The 21,233-nt window shown below is 41.6% G+C and carries 18 protein-coding genes and 1 pseudogene; 13 read left to right on the top strand and 6 right to left on the bottom strand.

Annotated features, from left to right (window positions below; translation table 11 throughout):
* Positions 1-38: 38 nt before the first annotated feature.
* A pseudogene (locus RMZ42_RS24860) lies at positions 39-317 on the top strand (AMP-binding protein); the annotation flags it as partial.
* Positions 318-370: 53 nt separating this feature from the next.
* Here RMZ42_RS24860 and RMZ42_RS24855 read toward each other — a convergent pair.
* Positions 371-592 carry a hypothetical protein gene (locus RMZ42_RS24855; protein WP_322673922.1) on the bottom strand — a complete coding sequence of 74 codons (222 nt, stop codon included), beginning with the start codon at positions 590-592 and terminating at the stop codon, positions 371-373.
* A gap of 234 nt (positions 593-826) precedes the next feature.
* On the opposite strand from RMZ42_RS24855, the gene RMZ42_RS24850 reads away from it, so the two are divergent.
* Positions 827-2,092, top strand: a complete 1,266-nt coding sequence (locus tag RMZ42_RS24850; protein ID WP_322673921.1) for a bifunctional sterol desaturase/short chain dehydrogenase — start codon at positions 827-829, stop codon at positions 2,090-2,092.
* Between the two features lie 465 nt (positions 2,093-2,557).
* Positions 2,558-2,941 (top strand): nuclear transport factor 2 family protein, encoded by a 384-nt coding sequence (locus tag RMZ42_RS24845; RefSeq protein WP_322673920.1) that lies wholly within the window; start codon positions 2,558-2,560, stop codon positions 2,939-2,941.
* A 230-nt stretch (positions 2,942-3,171) separates the two neighbouring features.
* Here the strand turns inward: RMZ42_RS24845 and RMZ42_RS24840 are convergent, their stop codons facing one another.
* Both RMZ42_RS24840 and RMZ42_RS24835 read right to left on the bottom strand, forming a co-directional pair.
* Entirely contained in the window at positions 3,172-4,512 is a 1,341-nt protein-coding gene (locus RMZ42_RS24840; protein WP_322673919.1) for a cytochrome P450, read from the bottom strand.
* A gap of 48 nt (positions 4,513-4,560) precedes the next feature.
* On the bottom strand, positions 4,561-5,202 hold the full coding sequence (locus tag RMZ42_RS24835) for a TetR/AcrR family transcriptional regulator (protein ID WP_322673918.1): 642 nt from the start codon (positions 5,200-5,202) through the stop codon (positions 4,561-4,563).
* A 115-nt stretch (positions 5,203-5,317) separates the two neighbouring features.
* Between RMZ42_RS24835 and RMZ42_RS24830 the strand changes: the two genes are divergently transcribed.
* The 6 genes from RMZ42_RS24830 (at position 5,318) to RMZ42_RS24805 (ending at position 14,060) form a co-directional block, all read left to right on the top strand.
* Positions 5,318-6,781 carry an HlyD family secretion protein gene (locus RMZ42_RS24830; RefSeq protein WP_322673917.1) on the top strand — a complete coding sequence of 488 codons (1,464 nt, stop codon included), beginning with the start codon at positions 5,318-5,320 and terminating at the stop codon, positions 6,779-6,781.
* Complete coding sequence (locus RMZ42_RS24825; RefSeq protein WP_322673916.1) at positions 6,778-8,775, top strand: ATP-binding cassette domain-containing protein; 1,998 nt, start codon at positions 6,778-6,780, stop codon at positions 8,773-8,775. Before RMZ42_RS24830 ends, RMZ42_RS24825 begins: the two co-directional genes overlap by 4 nt.
* A 93-nt stretch (positions 8,776-8,868) precedes the next feature.
* Positions 8,869-9,975 (top strand): ABC transporter permease, encoded by a 1,107-nt coding sequence (locus tag RMZ42_RS24820; RefSeq protein WP_322673915.1) that lies wholly within the window; start codon positions 8,869-8,871, stop codon positions 9,973-9,975.
* A gap of 39 nt (positions 9,976-10,014) precedes the next feature.
* On the top strand, positions 10,015-11,136 hold the full coding sequence (locus RMZ42_RS24815) for an ABC transporter permease (RefSeq protein WP_322673914.1): 1,122 nt from the start codon (positions 10,015-10,017) through the stop codon (positions 11,134-11,136).
* 360 nt (positions 11,137-11,496) lie between these two features.
* A complete protein-coding gene (locus tag RMZ42_RS24810; protein ID WP_322673913.1) occupies positions 11,497-12,564 on the top strand; it encodes a DMT family transporter in 1,068 nt (355 codons plus the stop codon).
* Between the two features lie 320 nt (positions 12,565-12,884).
* The gene (locus tag RMZ42_RS24805; RefSeq protein ID WP_322673912.1) at positions 12,885-14,060 is read left to right on the top strand and encodes a peptidoglycan-binding protein; all 1,176 of its coding nucleotides are present in this window, start codon (positions 12,885-12,887) and stop codon (positions 14,058-14,060) included.
* Positions 14,061-14,366: 306 nt separating this feature from the next.
* Here RMZ42_RS24805 and RMZ42_RS24800 read toward each other — a convergent pair whose 3' ends face one another.
* Positions 14,367-14,822 carry a DUF2141 domain-containing protein gene (locus tag RMZ42_RS24800; RefSeq protein ID WP_322673911.1) on the bottom strand — a complete coding sequence of 152 codons (456 nt, stop codon included), beginning with the start codon at positions 14,820-14,822 and terminating at the stop codon, positions 14,367-14,369.
* A gap of 256 nt (positions 14,823-15,078) precedes the next feature.
* Positions 15,079-16,632, bottom strand: coding sequence for an ammonium transporter (locus RMZ42_RS24795; RefSeq protein ID WP_322673910.1), 1,554 nt, complete (start codon positions 16,630-16,632; stop codon positions 15,079-15,081).
* Positions 16,633-17,443: 811 nt separating this feature from the next.
* On the opposite strand from RMZ42_RS24795, the gene RMZ42_RS24790 reads away from it, so the two are divergent.
* The 4 genes from RMZ42_RS24790 to RMZ42_RS24775 all read left to right on the top strand — a co-directional run bounded on the left by RMZ42_RS24790 (position 17,444) and on the right by RMZ42_RS24775 (position 20,664).
* The gene (locus RMZ42_RS24790; protein ID WP_322673909.1) at positions 17,444-17,929 is read left to right on the top strand and encodes a glutathione peroxidase; all 486 of its coding nucleotides are present in this window, start codon (positions 17,444-17,446) and stop codon (positions 17,927-17,929) included.
* 146 nt (positions 17,930-18,075) lie between these two features.
* Complete coding sequence (locus RMZ42_RS24785; protein WP_322673908.1) at positions 18,076-18,900, top strand: SDR family oxidoreductase; 825 nt, start codon at positions 18,076-18,078, stop codon at positions 18,898-18,900.
* Between the two features lie 22 nt (positions 18,901-18,922).
* Positions 18,923-19,852, top strand: a complete 930-nt coding sequence (locus RMZ42_RS24780; protein ID WP_322673907.1) for an alpha/beta hydrolase — start codon at positions 18,923-18,925, stop codon at positions 19,850-19,852.
* 77 nt (positions 19,853-19,929) lie between these two features.
* Positions 19,930-20,664: a glutathione peroxidase gene (locus tag RMZ42_RS24775; RefSeq protein ID WP_322673906.1), complete on the top strand. Its 735-nt coding sequence runs from the start codon at positions 19,930-19,932 to the stop codon at positions 20,662-20,664.
* 378 nt (positions 20,665-21,042) lie between these two features.
* Here the strand turns inward: RMZ42_RS24775 and RMZ42_RS24770 are convergent.
* Positions 21,043-21,233: hypothetical protein (locus RMZ42_RS24770; RefSeq protein ID WP_322673905.1), on the bottom strand; the 191-nt coding region annotated here is incomplete at its 5' end.

Raw genomic sequence — 21,233 nt, 5'->3', positions numbered from 1 at the left:
TACAAGCTAATGCGGTTAGATAATCATAGTCAGCTTTTAGATTACGCGATCGCTGCATTACCCATATCACACTACCACCATCAGCGTTAGCGGTTATGCCCGTGGAGGAACTCCCGGCACTGCAAACAATAATTGTCGCCGGAGAGTCTTGTTCTGCTGAATTAATCAAGCAGTGGTGTGTTGGCAGAAACTTCTTCAACGCTTACGGCCCGACGGAAGCTAGTGTCTGTGCCACGATTGGCAAAGCCACGCCGAAGGCGAACGCAAAATGCCATAATAGCGAGAAAATATCTATTGGTAAGGCGATCGCCAATACATCGGCAGAAGAACGTAATCGCTCATTACCAGCACAAGTAGTAGTTTGTCTGAATTATTGCTCTTTAAGTTGAGGACAAGTAGGCAAGAGTGATTGGGAATTTGCTGATGTGTCTGCATCAGTACTTTGGAGTTCTGGAACTGGCTTGGACTGAGCAATATAGCACTGGCGCATGGTTGCTTGTTTTTCTAATCGGGTAGCGATCGCTTCTAACAATTCCTCTACTGTCGAGGGCTTGGTAAGATAATAGACCATTTTCGGCTGCGATCGCTTCAAACCCTTCTGCTTCTAAACTGTCTACGAGATAGAATTATTAATTTATCATTAGCAGATGTGGCTGCAAGTGCAGGGGCAGAATTTACCTAAATACGCTGTAACTAATTCGTAATTGGGCATTGCTTATTTCTCCTTGTCCCCCATTCCCTTTGATTTGAATTTGCTCTAAACTCGACCTGAACGCACCTTTATCAGATCGTGAAGAATGATTAACAAAAACGAGTATAGACAAACATGATAAAAATGCTAGCTGAAAACTTGATAGGAATTGAGACAAGCTTACAAATTAATTGGGTTTGGCTAAATGTCAGCTTACAGTTTGCTAGTTGGGCACTCTTCTCACTTTTACTTGCTGAGATATTAAGAGACAGCTATCATGCTTTGTGTCATCAAGTCAATTGGCTTGCTAAATGGCACAACAAGCACCACATGGCTTATCGCCGCGATTTATCGATAGTTTCTCTGAAAGTTTATCAAGAATCGCAGCTTTATCACGACATTTTAGAGTCGAGTCTACTGCTGCTGGTATTGATAGTCATTGCCTTAATTGGTAAGCAAATGGGGTTATGGCTAGGAGTAGCTTACGCTTGTACCTTTTTGTATGGTGCGTCTGTGCGATATTTTCTAGGAAAAATTGATACAGATTACAACCACCTACCCGGCCCTTTAGAAACAATTCCATCCATTTGGTGGGTGAATCGGTCTTACCATTGGCGACATCATTTTGATGATGTTAACGCCTACTACAGTGGCGTCTTTCCCTTAGTTGATAAAATTCTGGGTACAGGACTATCTCTCAAAGGTAAAACCATCGCTTTAACTGGAGCATCAGGAGCGTTGGGGCAAGCGTTGGCGGCTGAACTTGTCAAGAATAATGCTAAAGTCGTGGCATTAACCACTAATCCAGAAAAATTAGTAGAGCAAGTTGGGGTAAAGGTAGTTTCCTGGCAGTTGGGCAATGAAGCCAATCTGAAGGATAGTTTAGAGAAAGTAGATATTTTAATTATCAATCATGGAGTCAATGTCTACGCCAGCCGCACATCCGAGGCTATCAATTCCTCTTATGAAGTGAATACCTTTTCAGCATTGCGGTTGATAGATATATTTTTGACAACTGTAACAGGGCCACAAGCAAAAGCAACCAAGGAAATTTGGGTAAACACTTCTGAGGCTGAGGTTTCTCCAGCACTGAGTCCGCTTTATGAACTCAGCAAAAGAGCGCTAGGAGATATTGTTACGCTCAAGCGTTTGGATGGGGATTGTGTAATTCGCAAGTTAATTCTTGGCCCGTTTAAGAGTCAACTAAATCCTTATGGAGTGATGTCTGCACAGCAAGTTGCTCGTGCAATCTTATTTTTGGCACGGCGTGACTTCCGAAATATTATTGTGGCAATAAATCCTCTCACCTATCTGCTGTTTCCCTTAAAGGAAACGAGTACGTCACTATACTATCGAGTCTTCAGCCGGACAGCAAAAAGTGAACAGGACTTACACAAATAATAGTCAAAAAGAATGATTTTCAGGTAGTTTGTCAAGTTTAAATTGAGAGGTAAGCAAGTTTGTAGTAAGGACTTTATTCCTTATTTTCTAAGCACTAAAGTGCTTACTACAAACCCTCAAAAGTGAAAGTGATATCATGTCCGGCTAATCACTTATGATTACCGTATCTGTGCAAAAATCCCAAAAATCTCTTTCCCCCAGCAAGAGCTGCCCTTTAAATGATAAGTCTTCAACCAGAGATTAGATGAGAGCCTTAGCCGTATCGGTATCGAACACCTACTGCTTCAAAGATACAAAGGTGGAGACTATATATAAAACAATTTTCTTTACAACAGAAGAATTAAAAACGGGAAATCCTCTAAATAAACCTGACATCAGGCATGATAGTGTCGATAAAAAAAGCTTCAGCTAAACTCTGTACAATAAATTATTAGTCCTTACTGCATCTGGTTCACCATACCTCTTATGTCAGATCAAAGAGCACCAGAAATCGAACTGCTCCGTGCGGTTTACGCAGCTTTCAACGCGCGAGACATTGACGCTGCCCTTGCCCTCATGACTCCGGACGTGGTTTGGCCGAGAGCGTTTAAAGGCGGTTTTGTTCATGGGCCTGAAGAAGTTCGCGCTTACTGGACGGAGCAATGGAGCGAGATCGATCCGCACGTCGAGCCGGTTTCCTTTTACTTGGAGGAGGGCGGGCGCATTTTGGTCGATGTGCATCAGGTCGTGCGTGACAAGGCTTACGCAGTTCTTGCCGATGAACACGTGGGCCATCGATTCACCTTTGAACACGGCTTGATTCAAGCTATGGAAGTCTGTCCACTTCCATCGTCCACCACAAAGACCTAACCATGCGCAAAGAGCAAACAGGCATTTCTAGGGCGGCCTTCTTCTGTATCCGGGGTGAAGTAAGCATCCGTACAGAAAGTTACGCCCTTGGATTTGATGAGCCGCTTTTAATCCAAGCGTGAGCCACGGAGAAACCTGTACCAATTAATTAAAGTGTGATTTGAATTTTGCCAATTTTTTTGATTTTATTTTCTTATCCTACTCGCACCCCAAGTTCCTCCCAAACAAGTTTATCGTTTTTTAATAGCCATCATCCGAACTCCACCATTAGGAGCAAGGGTAAATCCACGTCGTTGCAGTTTAATAGGTTTATTTTCTACTAAGGTAAGTTGATAATTGGATAAAACTGTTGCAAGGACTAATTTAATTTCTAACTGAGCCAAGGCATATCCTAAACAGCGCCGAATTCCACCACCAAAAGGAATAAACTCCCAAGGGGAATACTGGCGTTCTAAAAAACGTTCGGGATTAAATTGTTGAGGATTAGGATATAAGTCTTCCCGGTAATGCAAGAGGTAGATACTTGGCATTAAAGTTGTATCAGGAGGAAACTGATATCCGGCAATATTTATGGATGATTTGGTAATGCGTGGGAAAAGCCCTGGAAGGACTGGATACATCCGCAGGGTTTCTTGGCAAACTGCGCTTAAGTAAGGAAGTTGGGCAATTTCCATCGGGTTTGGATTTTCTCCCAAGCTGTCAAGTTCCTGCTGCAATTTTAAGAGAACATCTGGATTTTGATGAATTTGATAGAAAGCCCACGCTAGCGTTGTTGCAGTAGTTTCATGTCCAGCAAATAAAATTGTCAGCAATTCATCTTTTAATTCATCGTCGGTCATTGCTTGCCCATTTTCATCCCGCGCTGCCATCATCAAGCTCAGAACATCACCCTGGTGATTGTTCTTTGTTCTTTTCTCTTCAATTTCTGCTTGAAGTAGCTGATAAATATGGCTTTGTCTACTTTTCATCTGCCCCCAAGGAGTCCATTTTCCCCAATCTTGTTGTAAGAATCGGAAAAATAGCATACTGGAGCGCAAAGGAGAATCAGTCATATCCAACCAACTAGTAAGTAGAGGTAAAATTAGTTGATAGCGTTTCCCTTCACTTAAACCAAAGACAATTTGTAAAATTACTTGTAGACTAACTTTCTGCATGGCAGAACGAGCCACAAAAGGTTGACCGATTTGCCATTGACTGGCGATTTGCTCGGTAATTAAGCAGATTTGTTGAGCATAAGTCTGTAGCCTTTCTCCATGAAAAGGGGGCATTAATAATTTTCGTTCTCGTCGATGGCGGGCACCATCTATTAACATGAGAGAATTTCGCCCAATCAAAGGTTCTGCAATTTTATTACCACGACCAATATCAAATTTAGAATCTTGACTGAAAATTTCTTGAATGGCTTGGGGACGGCTAATAATTACATAAGAACCGAGTCCACTCAGTTGCATGGAAAAAATGTCTCCATACTCTTGACTATACTTTTGCTGAAATCCAATCGGATCGGCAATCCATCCGATCAGTTGCCACCACGAAGGGCTAATAATGCAATTCGGTAATTGACTAAGCATAATATTTTACCTGTGATTCCACTTGATAATCTCAAACAAATACACCCATTATCCCTGAGTAACCATATTTAGGGACTGGCTCATGACTGCATTGATTAAGCTATCTAGCAAGCGATCGCGTGATAAAGATGTAAGTTCTTTTCCATACAACATTTCTTGTAAAATCACGTACGATACCAAAGAACCAAAAAAAATCTGAGCCATTGCTTCTGGGTCGGTGATTCCTAATTCTGGATGAGATCCGAAATACTGACTCAGCATTTGCCGACCGCGTAGCACAACGGTTTGAGTATAAAGTTTGGCTAGTTCGGGAAAGTTTTGTGACTCGGTGATAATCAAACGCAATAATGCCAAATAATCGGGATTATCAGCGACTTCGGTTAAATAAATTTTAGCAATTTGACGCAAAAAAATCGCTGGTTCGCCATGTAAATTTTCTGTACAAAAAATACTTTGAAAACAAGCGAGGGTCAACCGTTCTATCAACGCTTTAAACAGCCCTTCTTTATCTTGAAAGTGACTGTATATTGTTTGCTTAGATACTCTAGCCGCCGCACTAACACGATCCATACTTGTTCTAGCGTAACCCTCCTTCAAAAATACCTGTATAGCTCCTTGCAAGATTTGCTCCTGCTTGGGAGCGATCGCAGGTAAAGTATTTTCTAGTTGAAAAGTAGGGTTTATAAACATGAAAAGTAAACTTTTTGACTTATGTCTTGTCTTATCATACTAGACAGTCTAGTATATGACACAGAATTCAGAATTTTCAATTTACAAAATATTTTTCACAATCCAGGGTGATATCATGACTCAGACTATCCCAACATCCCCGGAAAATTTCAAAGATGCAGTATCGAAGCAGCAAAACCGCAAGAAACCGATCCTTTTAACGATTGGGGTGCTGCTGGTGGCTGGTGGTATTGGCTACGCGGTGTGGCGCTCTCAACCGCAAGTATCACCAAATGTACTGCAAGTTAGTGGACGGATTGAGGGTTATGAAACCGAGATCGGGATCAAGCGTTCTGGAAGAATTGAGACAATTGGCGTGCGGGAAGGGGCAGCAGTTAAAAAGGGGCAAGAGTTAATTAAATTAGACGACACAGACGATCGATTGCTGCAACAACAACTACTTGGTAGTCAAGCGAGAGTGACATCTGCGAGATATGATGAACAGCAAGCAGTTTCAGATGTAGAGCGAGTCACCAGAGAAATTCAAGAAATTAACAGCCAAATTAACGAAGCCAAACTGAATTTACGGCAGTCTCAAGGGGATACCCAAGGAAGAATTGAGCAGGCAAAAGCAAATGTCGCAGCAGCCAGAGCCACATTAGTACAAGCACAGGCGCAAGTTAAACAGGCAGCAGCAGAAGTTAATTTAGCAAAAATCAACCGCGATCGCTACGCCCAATTGGTAAAAGAAGGGGCGGTAAATCAACAACAATTCGATCAAGCCCAAACTACTTTAGATACTGCAATCGCAACCCTAGAAGCACGAGTTGCAGCAGTTAATGCCGAACGCCAGCAATTACAAGCTACATCAGGAGCGTTAACTCAAGTTAAAACTACAGGTTTCAATCCAGATATTCGGAACGCTCAGTTAACAGCATTAATCAGAAAGCAGCAGCAAAGTTATGCTGAACTTAAATCTGCACAGGCAAAAGTCAACTCTGCCCGTGCCAAAGTGAAAGATGCCCAAGCATCAAATCAGCAAATCCTCACCCAGATTGCAGACTCCAAAAAAGATTTAAATGTAGTTAGTCCTTTAGATGGAGTAGTGACAGCCCGTAATGTCGAACCAGGTGCAATAGTTAGCAGTCAGACTAATATTTTGACAATTGTTGACCCGAAAACAGTGTATTTTAGAGGTTTTATTCCCGAAGGCGATATTGGCAGAGTGCGTTTAGGACAAACAACAAAAATATTCATTGATTCTGCACCAAAGAAACCATTAGAAGGTAAAGTAATTGCCATCGATCCGCAAGCTTCATTTACACCAGAAAATATTTACTTTCAAAAAGATCGAGTCAGGCAAGTAGTAGGAATTCGGATCAAAGTTCAAAACCCTGATAGTTGCTTTAACCCCGATAAACCTTATAGGGAATCAGATTTACCCTGCGCCAAAATGGGGATGCCAGCAGATGCCGAAATTAGTTTGAAGGCAGGGGACGGGGAGCAGGGGGCAGGGAGCAGGGGAGCAGGGGAGCAAGGGGGGCAGGATAGCGCAGTGGTAGCGAGTCCACAAGCGGTGGCAGGAGGTAGAAGGGAATGAAACAGCAAATTACTACTTTTTCTCGAAACTTACCTCCATCATCTAGTTTGCCAACTACAGCAATTGAAGTTCGCGGTTTGCACAAGCACTATGGAAACTTAGCTGCTGTGCGAGGAATTGATTTGAATGTCTACAAAGGTGAAATGTTTGGACTAATTGGCCCTGATGGTGCGGGGAAAACTAGTACATTTCACATTTTGGGCGGTGTGATGGAAGCAACGGCGGGGGAGGTGCAAATATTTAATCAACCTGCACGAGATGCCCGATTAATTACAGGTTATCTTACTCAACAGTTTTCGCTGTATTTGGATTTGAGTATTGATGAAAACTTGCGTTATGCAGCAGGGTTGCGGCAAGTAGCAGATGATTTATTAAGGGAACGCCGCAATAAATATTTAAAATTAATGAATTTAGAGCGATTTGGCGATCGCTTAGTGGGACAACTTTCTGGTGGGATGAAACAAAAACTGGCCCTGTGCTGCGCTTTGGTTTCGCAACCAGAAGTATTGTTACTAGATGAACCTACCACAGGTGTCGATCCAGTTTCTCGGCGGGAGTTTTGGGATGTGCTGGGGGAATTATCAGCCGAGGGGATGACAATTGTAGTTGCGACACCATATTTAGATGAAGCTGAACGCTGTCACCGCGTGGCTTTGATGTACAGTGGGCAAATTCATGAAATTGGTACACCTAAAGAGTTACGGGCTAACTTAGGCTTGCATCGCTTAGAAGTGCGAACAGCCAACCTGGAAGCTACAGAAGAAATACTCTCCCAGGCTACTCAGACAAATATAGTAGATGTGCAAACTTTTGGCGATCGCTTGGATGTCCTTGTTGAAGATATAAATTCTGGCGAAACCCAAGTCCGCGAACTACTGCAACAACATCGCTTACCTTCTCCCAGTATCGAACATGGCGAACCCACATTAGAAAACGTCTTTGTCACGCGCCTGCGACAACAAGGTTCCGCGCCGCAATTTTTCCCGTTTCCCCGTTATCGGAAGAGGGGACAAGGGGACAAGGGGACAAGGGGACAAGGGGACAAGGAGACAAATGCTTTATTTGCGTCTTCACTGGCTATATATGCTCGCAATCTCAGCCGGGTTTTTGGCAAGTTCCAAGCTGTTAAAGATGTCAACGTCGAAGTTCGCTATGGGGAAATTTTTGGGTTGTTAGGTGCTAATGGTGCTGGCAAAACTACCACCATTAAGATGCTGTGTGGATTACTAGAAGCAAGCGGCGGTGAAATTTCTTTGGGTGGTGAGACAGGAAATCTGCGTAGTGCAGACTTACGGCGACGCATTGGTTACATGAGTCAAAAATTCACTCTTTACGACGATTTAACTATTCTGCAAAATCTTGAATTTTATAGCGGAGTTTATGGCGTACCTCGCAAACTTCGACGGGAAAAAATTGATTGGGTAATTGCTACCTGTGGCTTAGAAGGACAAGCAAATATGATTACAGGGCAGCTACCAGGTGGTTGGAAACAGCGAGTTGCTTTCGGTGCTTGCGTGATGCACGAACCAGATATTTTATTTTTAGACGAACCAACATCGGGAGTAGATCCGTTGGCGCGTCGCCAGTTTTGGAAACTGATTAATGACTTCGCCCGCAACGGTACAGCCATATTAGTGACAACGCACTATCTAGAAGAAGCTGAACAGTGCAACCGGATGAGTTTTATGGTTGCAGGAGAAACCGTCGCCGAAGGTTCACCCAGTTCTGTCAAAGCCTCGCAACCGGGACAACTAATAGAAATTATTGTTAATCAAAATCAAGTAGCTTCTAAAATACTAAAACAACACTTTGAGTCTTGGCGCGTCTCGATTTTCGCTGATAGTTTACACGTTGTTCTCGATTGTCCCGAACAGGAAATAAATCAACTCACTCAACTTTTAAAAGCTAATCAAATTACCATCAATTCTTTACGTCCGATTCCTTTTTCATTAGAAGATGCCTTTATTGGTATAGTACAGCGATCGCCAAAATAGAAAAACTCTGTAATAAAATTATACTTCAAACTTCTTGGCGTTTAAAAACACTATGATTTTAGCCAAAGTAATATTTAATATATATGAAACTATATGAAACGAATTCTTGCTCAATGTGTAAAAGAAATAGCTCAATTTCGCCGCGATCGCCTGACGTTGGCACTAGCATTTTTATTGCCATTCATTACCTTAATAGTTTTTGGATTTGCTATTAGATTAGAGAGTAAAGATATTCCTTTAATTGTGCAAGATTTTAACCGCACAAACCTAAGTAATAGCTATATTGAAAGATTGTATGCCACCAATCAATTTGTGCCAAAACAATGGTCTGGTGGCAATCCTACACGCGATGCTATAGATAAAGGAATTGCTAAAGTCGCAGTAATTATTCCGCCGGAATTTAGCCGTGATATTCAAGCAGATAGAAGTACAAATGTACAAGTATTGATCGATGCCACTGATGTTAATAATGCTCGTGTAATTAGAAATAACATTCAAAGAGTGACGAACTTTTTTATGCAAGAGCATGGACTGCTACCTGCTACTAATAGCATTACAGCACGAACGCGTCTATGGTTTAATCCTGGGAGATTAGAATCGCTGTATATTGTGCCAGGAACTTACGGAGTTATACTGTGGATTTTTCCTTCATTGCTCTCTGCGATCGCAATGGTACGGGAAAAGGAAAAAGGGACAATTTTACAAGTCTACGCTTCTAGTATTAGTGGCACTGAACTTTTACTTGGTAAAGGATTAGCATATCTATTAATTGCCATCCTTGAAACATTAGTAGTTATGGTATTAGGCTCAATTATTTTCCAAGTCGGTATAGTTAGCAACCCCATAACATTAGTAGTTGGCACTTTATTATTTCTGACAGATAGCGTTTTTTTTGGATTACTTTTAGGAGTCCGTAGTAGTAACCAAAATGCTGCTGTACAAGGCGTTTCCCTCGTAGGTTTTATCACATCATTATTACTTTCAGGTTTTATTTATCCCCTCAACAATATTCCTTTCCCTTTATCACTACTACCTAACATAATTCCGGCGCGTTATTACATCGATATCACTCGTGATGCCTTCGTGCGTGGTACGGGATTTGGCGGAGTTTGGTTTGATTTACTCATGCTTGCAGCTTTGGGATTAGTGTTTTTCAACGTATCACGCCGAGTTTTAAGCCGAATGCAATTACCAAATTAATCTCTCTGTCTTCTCTATGGTTTGATAAAAAGTAACTTTATGAAACTTATTCAGCGATTATTTGATAGTTCATTTTGGGCATTAGTGCGGAAAGAGATTAATCAAATTCTCCGCAATAAGCAATTAATTGTTTTATTAGTTGTCCCGCCAACAGTCCAATTATTGTTGTATGGTTTTATCCTCAATCCCGACGTTCATAACTTACGATTAGGTATCATTGACTATGCCAACGTCAGCGCTAGTCGAGAATTAGTTTCAGCCATGACATCAAATCGAATTTTCACCTTAGAATCTGTACCAAGCAGTGAAAAAGCATTGAGTCGTCAGGTAGAAGAAGGAAAGCTAGATGTCGGGGTAGTAATTCCTCCTAATTTTTCGCGTCAACTGGCACAAAAATCAGCAGAAATTCAAGTATTTATTGATGCAGTAAATGCGAATACAGCCGGAATTGCCGGAAATTATATGAATCAAATCATCCAGCAATATAATCTGCAATTAGCCCAAGGTCAAGCAAGTCCCCCAGTTTCACCTGAAGTTGTATTCCTTTACAATCCTGGACTGACAAGTAGTTGGTTTTTTGTCCCAGGAGTTATGGGTTTAGTTTTAACATTAATTGGCACATTAGTATCAGCAATTACAGTTGTTCGGGAAAAAGATACCGGAACTTTAGAACAATTATTAATGACTCCGGCTGCTAACTGGCAAATATTACTATCAAAAATCGTCCCTTTAGCATTTTTATTAATGGGAGATGTTTTATTAGCTATCACTTTAGCAACAGTAATATTTCATGTACCATTTCGAGGTAGTTTTCTGCTATTTTTGGCTCTATCAAGTATGTATGTATTTGTCGGGATTAGCTTGGGTATTTTGTTAGCTACTGTGAATAGTTCGCAACAACAGGTAGTTTTGACAGCTTTCTTTATTAATTTACCAATGGTACAAACTTCTGGAGCGATCGCACCCATTGAAGCCATGCCACCTTTGTTTCAACTTTTATCCCTACTTAATCCCCTGCGCCATTACATTGCGATCGTTCGAGGTATTTTGCTCAAAGGTGTTGGCTTAGATGTACTGTGGATGAATGTTTTGGCTTTAGTCGCTTTTGCTGTTGTTTTATTAACTATTAGTGTTAGTAAGTTTCGCAGTCAATTAAGCTAAAAAACGATTTACAGCGTATTTCTGGTACAAGCGATCGCACTACTACAGCATGGCGTAAATAAACATACCCTTCGGGTGACGCTCCTGCGTCGCTAACGCTACGCTAACACCAGTCGCCTGCGGAGGGAAACCCTCCCGCAGCGCTGGTTCACCATTTCAAACGGCGCAAAAAGCTCAGAATATAATTCTTTTGACTTTTGACTTCCGCCTTGCGTAGGCTCAGGCTGGAGAGTTTTACCGTCTCCAAAACGCTACGCGATGGTGCAAAACACCCAGCAAAGGCGATCGCAAAACTACATAATTCGGTAAAATTGGGTAAAGCAATTTTTGCGCTTGTTAAACAAAGGCATCAGCAAACCCATGCAACTGAAACTCAGTGCATCTCGACTTCCCTTCGCCCCCCTGTTGTTAATCGCCCCCTTTTTCCTATGGGGGACGGCAATGGTAGCCATGAAAGGAGTGATACCCCATACCACACCGCTATTCATGGCAGGTGTGCGTCTGATACCAGCAGGGATGTTAATTCTGATTGCAGCAGCATTCATGGGTAAACCCCAGCCGAAGGGTTGGGCTGCATGGCTGTGGATTGCCTTATTTGCCCTAGTAGATGGGACGCTGTTTCAAGGTTTTTTGGCAGAGGGATTAGTCAGAACTAGTGCAGGGTTGGGGTCTGTGATGATTGACTCGCAACCCTTGGCTGTTGCCTTGCTGTCGTTGTGGCTATTCCAAGAACAGATTGGTTTTTGGGGATGGCTGGGGCTAGGCTTGGGAGTCACAGGCATTACTTTAATTGGCTTACCTGATGAGTGGATTTTACATTTTCTCGACTCAGGCGCAAATATGACAATCGGCAACTGGCAAGATTTATTTGCTAGTGGCGAGTGGTTAATGCTGTTAGCAGCACTATCAATGGCAGTGGGAACAGTGTTGATTCGATTTGTGTGCCGACATGCTGACCCTGTAAGCGCTACAGGATGGCACATGATTTTGGGCGGATTGCCACTATGGGGAATTTCATCAGTTGTTGAATCTCAGCAGTGGGAAAATCTGGGAGGATCTGATTTCATGGCCTTGGGTTATGCTACCGTATTTGGCAGCGCGATCGCTTATGGGTTATTCTTCTACTTTGCTTCTAGTGGCAGTCTCACGAGTCTTAGTTCTCTCACCTTCCTAACACCCGTCTTTGCGCTACTATTCGGCAATCTTTTCCTCTCAGAAGTCCTCAGTCCGTTGCAGTGGGTAGGAGTATTTCTCACTTTAATCAGCATCTATCTCATCAACCAACGTGATACTTTAGGAGGACAAAACGACAAAGTTACTGTCGGCGAGATAGCTAATATACAGCAACCAGTTTTAGAAGCATCTGCTAACAAATTGAACCCCATCAGCCTAGCAGTTAGAGAATCGGAACCAGAAATTTTACCCTAACTTGTTAAAATAATTCTTAATTAGTAATTAAGTAAGGGATGAGGGAGAAATCAATTAAAAATGACGCTCTCTACGAGACGCTGCGCGAACGCAGACTCGCTAACGCTGCGCTAACAAAATTTAAAATTTAAAATTAAAGAACTTCTGCCTGGTTGTTGAGTTTCGACTACGCTCAACTGCCGCGTAGTCGAAACACTGCCTTCTGACTCTTTTTTCCCAATTCCCAATTCCCAATTAAAAATGACAGTTAACATTTGGTCGTCTAGAAGCTATTGTGGTATCGAAGATTTAAAAAGCACGTTCAGGCTGGAACTTGCAATATGAGGCTATGCCGTTCCTCAATTCTGATATTTACCTGTTTTTCTTGCGTGGGTTTTTACCCAAATCGCTCAAGTGCAGCTACACCTAACCTAGCGCCTGAAATTTTAGAACTTGCACAAGCTAGTTCGACAGTTACTGCTAGTCCGGCTGTTTTGAGATATGGTAGTCGAAAATCAGATGTGCAGAGACTACAAACCCAATTAAAGCAGTTGGGGTACTACAGGGGCGTGGTAGATGGACAGTATAACGCCAGTACAGAAATCGCTGTAGCTAAATTCCAGAAACTAAAGGGTTTAAAATTAGATGGGATTGCTGGCCCGGCGACTCAGGAGAAACTGCAAGCAGCTTTGGCAGCGAAAAAGCAGTTTTTCACCTCTCCAATAGTTACTCCTCCAAAAGTTACCTCTTCAATAGTTACCTCTATTGCTCCGACTTCGGCAAATCCCAAAGCACCTGAGAGAGGTTTTGTCTGGTGGTTACTATTGGCCATTGGAGTTTTAGGATGTAGTGGCGCACTTTTTTATCTGCTGAGGTCGTTTCAAAAGGCCAAGCAAGTGCAAAAGTCCGAAATATCAGAGCCTAAAAGCTTGAGTGAAGCTAACAAAGAACCGATTACACCACCTTTACTGGAGACTGTCACTATTCTACAAACACCTCCTCCACCACCAACATTTTCCACAGAATTACTGTTACCAGAAAAAACTTCCCGTCTTGCTAAACTTAATATCGTTGAGGAATTAATTCAAGATTTGCGTAGTTCTGACCCAACGAAGCGGCGCAAGGCTATTTGGAATTTGGGTCAGCAGGGAGATTCGCGGGCAATTCAACATCTGGTTGACCTGATAATTGATGCTGATTCTCAAGAAAGCAGCTTAATTTTGGCAGCTTTGTCAGAAATTGGCATCCGCACACTCAAACCAATGAACCGTGCTTTAGCAATTTCAATTCAAGATGAAAGTCCACAAGTGCGGCAAAATGCGATCCGTGACCTGACGCGCGTTTATGACATGATGGGTCAAATGACTCAGATGTTGCACCATGCGCTAGAAGACCCAGATGCCGATGTGCAAGCAACAGCACGATATGCTTTGACTCAGATGAATCGAATACAAATACGTGACTTGCCAAAGCAACAGAGTCTACAGGAAGATTCTGATAATGATTCACAACAATAGAGATTGGTAGTGTACCCAATACTTCTGGCTTTGTGCATTTTTAATTAAGAATTGGATTTTGGAAAAGTTTACTGGGTTTGGGTTATATCATGTCCGCATAATTAGTTATGCTAACCACAGTCATTACACCCCACCCCCAACCCCTCCCCGCTCTTCGGGAGGGGAGACAAGGCGTAGCTTTGGCGGGGTGGGGTTCTTCGGGTTTAATAAGCAATCAAGCGGACATGATATTAAAGATTTTTTCTTCTCCTTTTTCCCAAAACCCAAGAAGTATTGGCAGTGTACCAAGCTGAATCTGCTGTCAGCTTAAAAATATTTCAACTGGATGTGGATACTAGTATCTGGCCCTGCCACTAAAAATGCTGCTTCGTTAAATTTAGGCGCTCTTGTGCGAATTTCTGGGTTGCTGGAAAATCCAAAACCTTCCCTTGGTATACCAAAAAGATTGGTATTGAGAGTGCGGTCATTATTTTGATCGTGGAAGACAGCAACGGCGTAACTACCTGCTTTCAAGTTATTAAAGGTAAGTGGTAAAGGATTTTCAGTAATCTTGGTACACTGCTTTTGTAAGCCGCGATCGCCATCGCTAGGAAATCCTTCACTGCTAGCAAATATACTGGCACATACTTGTCCTTGTTCATTCTTCAAGCCATCAATTTCCACGGTGAGTTTGCCGTTAAAATTTGCTTTGGCACTAAATGACCATGCCAAATTTCCCATAACTGCCAATAGCAGCAGACTAACTCTTAAGCCTTTAAGCATAAAATTTTTACAAGGTAAAATGCGATCGCTAAATTATTGAAGCAGGCAGAGGACAGGAGGCAGTGTTTCGACTACGCGGCAGTTGAGCTTAGTCGAAACTCAACAATCAAGCAGGAGGCAGAGGGCAGGAGGTTTTATACTCCCTACTTTCCCTCGCTTGGGTAGAGAATTTTGCAAAATCAGTTCAATCAACTAATGGTGTATTGGTAGCTCAAATTAAGAATATGCCAGAGGGTGAGCTAAAGAAATATTTTCCCTAATATTTCCCAATTGAACTTTGTTCATCAGAAAATACCGTTGCATCACCTTCTTTAAGAAATCCACTATAGGCTTCCATACCGTGTTCGCCAATATCCAAACCTTCTAATTCCTCTTCTTTAGATACTCTAATACCTAAAGTAGCTTTTAGTGCCAACCAAAAAATACTACTGAGTAAAACAGTAAAGCCACCTACTGAGGCAACGCCTAGCAACTGAACGCCAAACTGTCCAAAGCCACCACCGGAAAATAAACCTTTTTCTGGCCCACGTGTATACCAGGTAAAAACACCAGGGCCAACAGACCATAGACCAACTGCTAGAGTTCCCCAGATACCACAAACTAAGTGAACTGAGGTAGCTCCCACTGGGTCATCAATGCCAAGTTTGTCAAAGAATGTTACAGAGAAAACTACCAGTACCCCAGCAATGAAGCCAATTACTAAAGAACTAGCGACACCTACGTAAGCACAAGATGCTGTAATCCCAACTAAACCAGCCAAAATACCATTGATAATCATTGAGAGGTCTGGTTTACCTAAGTACAACCAAGCTGTGATGGTGGCGGCAATTCCACCGCCAGCAGCAGCCATGTTAGTAGTTAGAGCAATATGAGCGATCGCACCAGGATCGGCAGCCATGACAGAACCGGGGTTGAAACCAAACCAGCCCAACCACAAAATCAAACAGCCCAAAGTAGCAATACTCATGTTGTGACCGGGCATTGCTACAACTTGCTTGTTTTGATATTTTCCAAAACGGGGGCCAAGAAATGCTGCTCCCATCAAAGCTGCCCAGCCACCTACAGAGTGAACCACCGTGGAACCAGCAAAATCCCAAAAGCCTCTATCTGCTAGCCAACCACCACCCCAAATCCAATGTCCGGTAATGGGATAGGCAATACCTACAAGTAAGAGGCTAAAAATTAGGAAGTTAACAAACTTAATCCGTTCGGCGACTGCACCAGAAACGATTGTTGCTGCTGTTCCAGCAAATACTAGCTGGAATAAAAACTTGGCTGCTAAAGGTACACCAGCCCAATTAATGGCACTGAAGACACCTTTATAAGCGTCTGCTGTGGCGGGACTGTTATCTACTCCTTTTAAGAAAAACCCATTCAATCCAATGAAGTCATTGCCATCACCGAACATTAAGGCAAAACCGATTGACCAAAAGGCAACGGTAGACAGAGCAAATACAATCAAGTTTTTGGAAAGAACATTGACAGCATTTTTCTGGCGACAGAAGCCAGTTTCTAACATACAAAAACCAGCGTTCATGAAGAATACTAAAAAAGCAGCGATCGCTACCCACAATGTGTCAATAGCAATTTTGAGTTCTGCTGTCGTTGGCGCTGCGGCTGGAGTTTGGGCAACTGCGGCATAACCCCAACCCAACACAATCAGACAAGCGATAGGTAAACAAGCTTGCCAACTGGGAGAAAGTCGCTTAATCAAATTAAATAGCTTGACTTTAAAGTTGGATTGTGAATTGATAACGTAACTTTTTGCAGACAAATGCCTATTTTTTGTTTTCGATTTTTGTTTGTACATGAATTTGAGCACCATCCTCCAAACCATTCTTAAAAAAGGTAAAAAGCAGGTTAAACAGAAAAAAATTCTGTCCGAAATTAGATCCAATGGGTTTTGATGTTTTTCCTTTAGACAACTTGTTGAAAAACCATAAACTCAAATAACCTTAGTAGGAGTTTAAAAAATTATTGGCACATCTGTAAATATTTTTTATAGTTCTTCGTAAGAAATTTACGATCTATTTTCGGAAAGAGTCAAGTCTTCTTCACTTAATCTTTAATGTTTGAAAAAAGTTGACTGAGAAAGCGCCCAAAATTGTCTTGAATAATGCCAATAAAAAATCAGGTAGAAAGAACTACCCTAAAATGGCTCTTTTAAGCTAACAATGTGATTTTTAGCTCTATTCACTATCAAAACCAAAAAACTGTATTTTATGATACAGTTTTTTGGTTTTTGTGATGAAATATAATTCATGATCCAACAAAAAAGTAACTATATTCTTTCTAGCTACCTATTTTCCAAAATCATAAATTGGAGAATTCAGGATGTTGTTAACTTTTGATACAAAGAGTCAATTCTTTGTGAGTTTCAACCTAGATCGATTCATCGCTGCACTCAAAACTTAGTATTAAAAGCAACGTAAATTTAACGTATTTATGCTGAAACAGTAGCTTTACCGAGCTATTTATCCAAGATACAGGGTTTTGCAACTACACGACTCACATAGAATTGTTACAACAAGTCTAACAAACCTAATTTCCTTAAAGAAACCGAGTTTAGAGTACCTGTAATATGGGAAACTTGGCAATATTCCCTATCAATCAGATTTCAGATGAATAACACAATTTCGGATATTGCAGTCCAGACCATCAACGGTGAAGATAAGCAATTAAACGACTACACCGATAAGGTACTCTTAATTGTAAATGTGGCTTCCTTCTGCGGTTATACTTCTCAATACGAGGGGTTAGAAAAGTTGAACCAAAAGTATGGAGAAGCAGGTTTACGTATTTTAGGGTTTCCTTGTAACGATTTTGGTGCGCAAGAACCAGGAAGCAATGAAGAAATTGTGCAATTCTGCACGAGTAAATATGGTGTTACCTTTGAACTATTTGATAAAGTTCATGCCAAAGGTTCACAGCAGCATCCACTTTATGAGCGACTTACTAAAGCTGTTGAGCCAACGGGAGCTGTTGCTTGGAACTTTGAAAAATTTTTAGTTAATAAGCAAGGTGAAGTGGTAGCTCGATTTAATAGTAGTGTCCAGCCAAATTCACCAGAAATAATTGCCATAATTGAGAAAGAATTAGCGAAATAGTCATTTGTCATTTGTCATTTGTCACTAAATCAAAATTTTTGTACTATTGACTGTTAGCTCTGGACTGTTAAAATTATTTACTTCCAGACAGTTAATTGAGAAAATCGGCTCAATGAGTAGTTTAATTTATTTGTGTCTAATTTGTCATGAACGTTGCAATCATTGGTTGTGGTTATGTTGGTTATAAAGTTGCTCAATATTGGCAGCAAGATATGAATTTTGCTGTTAGTGTAACCACAACTTCTCCTGAGCGTGTCCCCGCCCTACAATCAGTATCTCAAAGAGTTGTAGTTACCAGTGGTAATGACATAGATGGTCTAAAATCAGTTTTGCACAATCAAGATGTTGTACTTTTAAGTGTTGGGGCAAAAAATAGGGAAGTTTATGAAAAAACTTATCTACAAACTGCCCAAACTTTAGTTTCGTGCTTACAGCAGATTAAGAGTGTAAAACAGTTAATATACACAGGTAGTTATGCCGTATATGGTGACAGGAATGGTGTATGGGTAGATGAAGAAACACCGCTTGCACCCGCTAATTTAAATGCCCAAATCCTCTGCAAAACAGAAGAGGTGTTGCTATCGGCATCTAGCGAAAATCTCCGTGTTTGTATATTCCGCTTAGGAGGAATCTATGGAACTGGTAGAGAACTGTTGAAAATATTTGGTAGCTATTCTGGTACAACCCGTCCGGGCAATGGTGAGGATATCACAAATTGGGTTCATCTAGATGATATTGTTAGTGCGATAGAATTTGCCCGTCACCGTCGTTTGCAAGGAATTTACAATCTGGTAGATGATGCACATCTCACCAGTCGAGACTTGCTAGATAGCTTATTTGAAAAACATAATTTACCCAAAGTAGAATGGGATACATCTATCAAGAGTACTCGTCCCTATAATGCTTGGGTGTCGAATGAAAAGCTCAAAGAAGCTGGATACGAATTGATTCATCCACAGATGATTTTTTAGTACGTATTAAAAACTAGGAATTATGCAACCATCTGCTGTAGCTAACACAACTAATTTGACAGCATCTCCTAGCCAGTTTTACAGTTGGCAGAATTATCGTTGTGCCTACGAAGTACATCAACCAATTAATACAACATCTGAGGGCATTCCCTTACTATTAATTCATCCGATTGGTGTGGGATTGTCGCGGCGATTTTGGCAACGATTTTGTCGCGAGTGGTATAGTACAGGTCAGCGTAATTCAATTTATAACCCTGATTTACTAGGATGTGGTGAAAGTGATATGCCCCGTATAGCTTACACTCCTAGTGATTGGGCAGAACAGTTGCAGTTTTTTTTACAAACAGTAGTCCAAAAACCTGTTATTGTTGTAGTGCAAGGCGCTTTATTGCCAGTTGCTATTCAATTAGTCCAAAAGGAATCAAATTTAATTGCCGGATTGGTACTTTCTGGGCCGCCAACGTGGGCTTTGATGACAAATAAACCACCAAAATGGCAGGAAAAATTTCTTTGGAATGTATTAGATTCGCCTTTTGGCAGTGCTTTTTATCGCTATGCACGCACTCCAAAATTTTTACGTTCTTTCTCGATTCGCCAACTCTTTGCTTCTGAAAATGCTGTGGATGCAGAGTGGTTAAATACATTGCTTGCAGGTGCAGAAAATCCTGCAAGCCGCCATGCAGTGTTTTCTTTTTTAGCAGGGTTTTGGCGAGATGATTATACTAGTTTTATAGCCTCTATTCATCAACCAACATTAATAGTTATGGGCGAAACTGCATCGAGTATTAGCCAAGACAATAAAAAAGAAACGCCAGATGAACGCTTGGCTCATTATCTTGCTTGTTTCCCTAAAAATAGAGGTATAAAAATAAACGGACGTAATGTTTTACCCTATGAATCAACCACTGAATTTGTAGGAGCGATCGCGACCTTCATTAATGAAGTTTCTTAGACGATTGATAGTTACATTGTACCAGTTCTCCCATGATAGGTTATGACTGGAATTGATTACTAAAGGCAAGCAAAATTATGTTACCCAATCATCGAGGACAAAGAGTACCCAATGTCACTTTTCATACTCGCAAGAACGACCAGTGGGTGGATGTGACAACCGATCAGCTATTTGCTAATAAGACAGTAGTTGTCTTCTCTTTACCAGGTGCTTATACTCCGACTTGTTCATCTACTCATCTTCCTGGCTACAACGAATTAGCTCCAATTTTCAAACAGAATGGTGTCGATGACATTATCTGTATTTCTGTTAATGATGCCTTTGTGATGAACGAATGGGCAAAGGATCAAGAAGTAGAAAATATCACACTAATTCCTGATGGAAATGGGGAATTTACTGAAGGGATGGGTTTATTAGTAGATAAATCAGACCTGGGGTTTGGGAAGCGATCGTGGCGTTATTCTATGCTGGTGAGAGATGGTGTAATTAACCAGATGTTTATTGAACCAGAGGAGCCAGGAGATCCCTTTAAGGTGTCCGATGCTGAGACAATGCTCAGATATATCAATCCCCAAGCAGTTAAGCCCGAAGTAGTTTCCCTGTTTGCGAAAGTGGGTTGTCCTTACTGTGCCCGTGCTAAGGCAATGCTCAAGGAACATGGCATCAATTACGAAGAAATTACCTTGGGCAAGGATATCACCACGCGATCGCTAAAAGCAGTTGCGGGTGCAACAACAGTTCCCCAAGTATTTATCGATGGTAAATTAATTGGTGGTTCTGAGGCATTAGAAGCCTACTTCGCTGCTAAATAGGGTTGAGTAGGGTTGCAATACTGCATAGGTTTTGCCTCAAAAATAGAAATGTGTAGTGGCGTGGCAAGACTAAAATGTTGCAATAAATTTTCTTGTGGGGCGGGCATCTTGCCCGCCAATTAGGACGGGCTAGAAGCCCATCCCACAAGAGTTTGCTAATGCACAAATTTAGCCTTGCCACGCCAGTAGTAGCGTGGCAAGCTTGAAATAATGTATTAGATGTAGGTTGGGTGGAGCGGAGCGCAACCCAACATATATAAGGATATTGGCTTTGGCAAAGCCTCCAACGCCACTTGCTACAACGCGGGGAACCCGCAAGAGCGCTGTGGCTTCCCAACCTACAATTTTTTTGCAACTCCCCCTAAACCCTTGTCTTCCTTAACTGAACCATATTGCTATATAAGCAGATACCTCGAAATCGTTTTGAGGTACTTCAAAGTCGTTTCGAGGTACTTCAAAGTCGTTTTGAGGTACTCCAAAGTCGTTTTGAGGTACTCCAAAGTCGTTTTGAGGTACTCCAAAGTCGTTTCGAGGTACTTCAAAGTCGTTTTGAGGTACTCCAAAGTCGT

This window comes from Nostoc sp. DedQUE05, assembly GCF_034530955.1.
Lineage (GTDB): Bacteria > Cyanobacteriota > Cyanobacteriia > Cyanobacteriales > Nostocaceae > Nostoc.
This window is presented reverse-complemented; position numbering and strand designations above follow the sequence as displayed.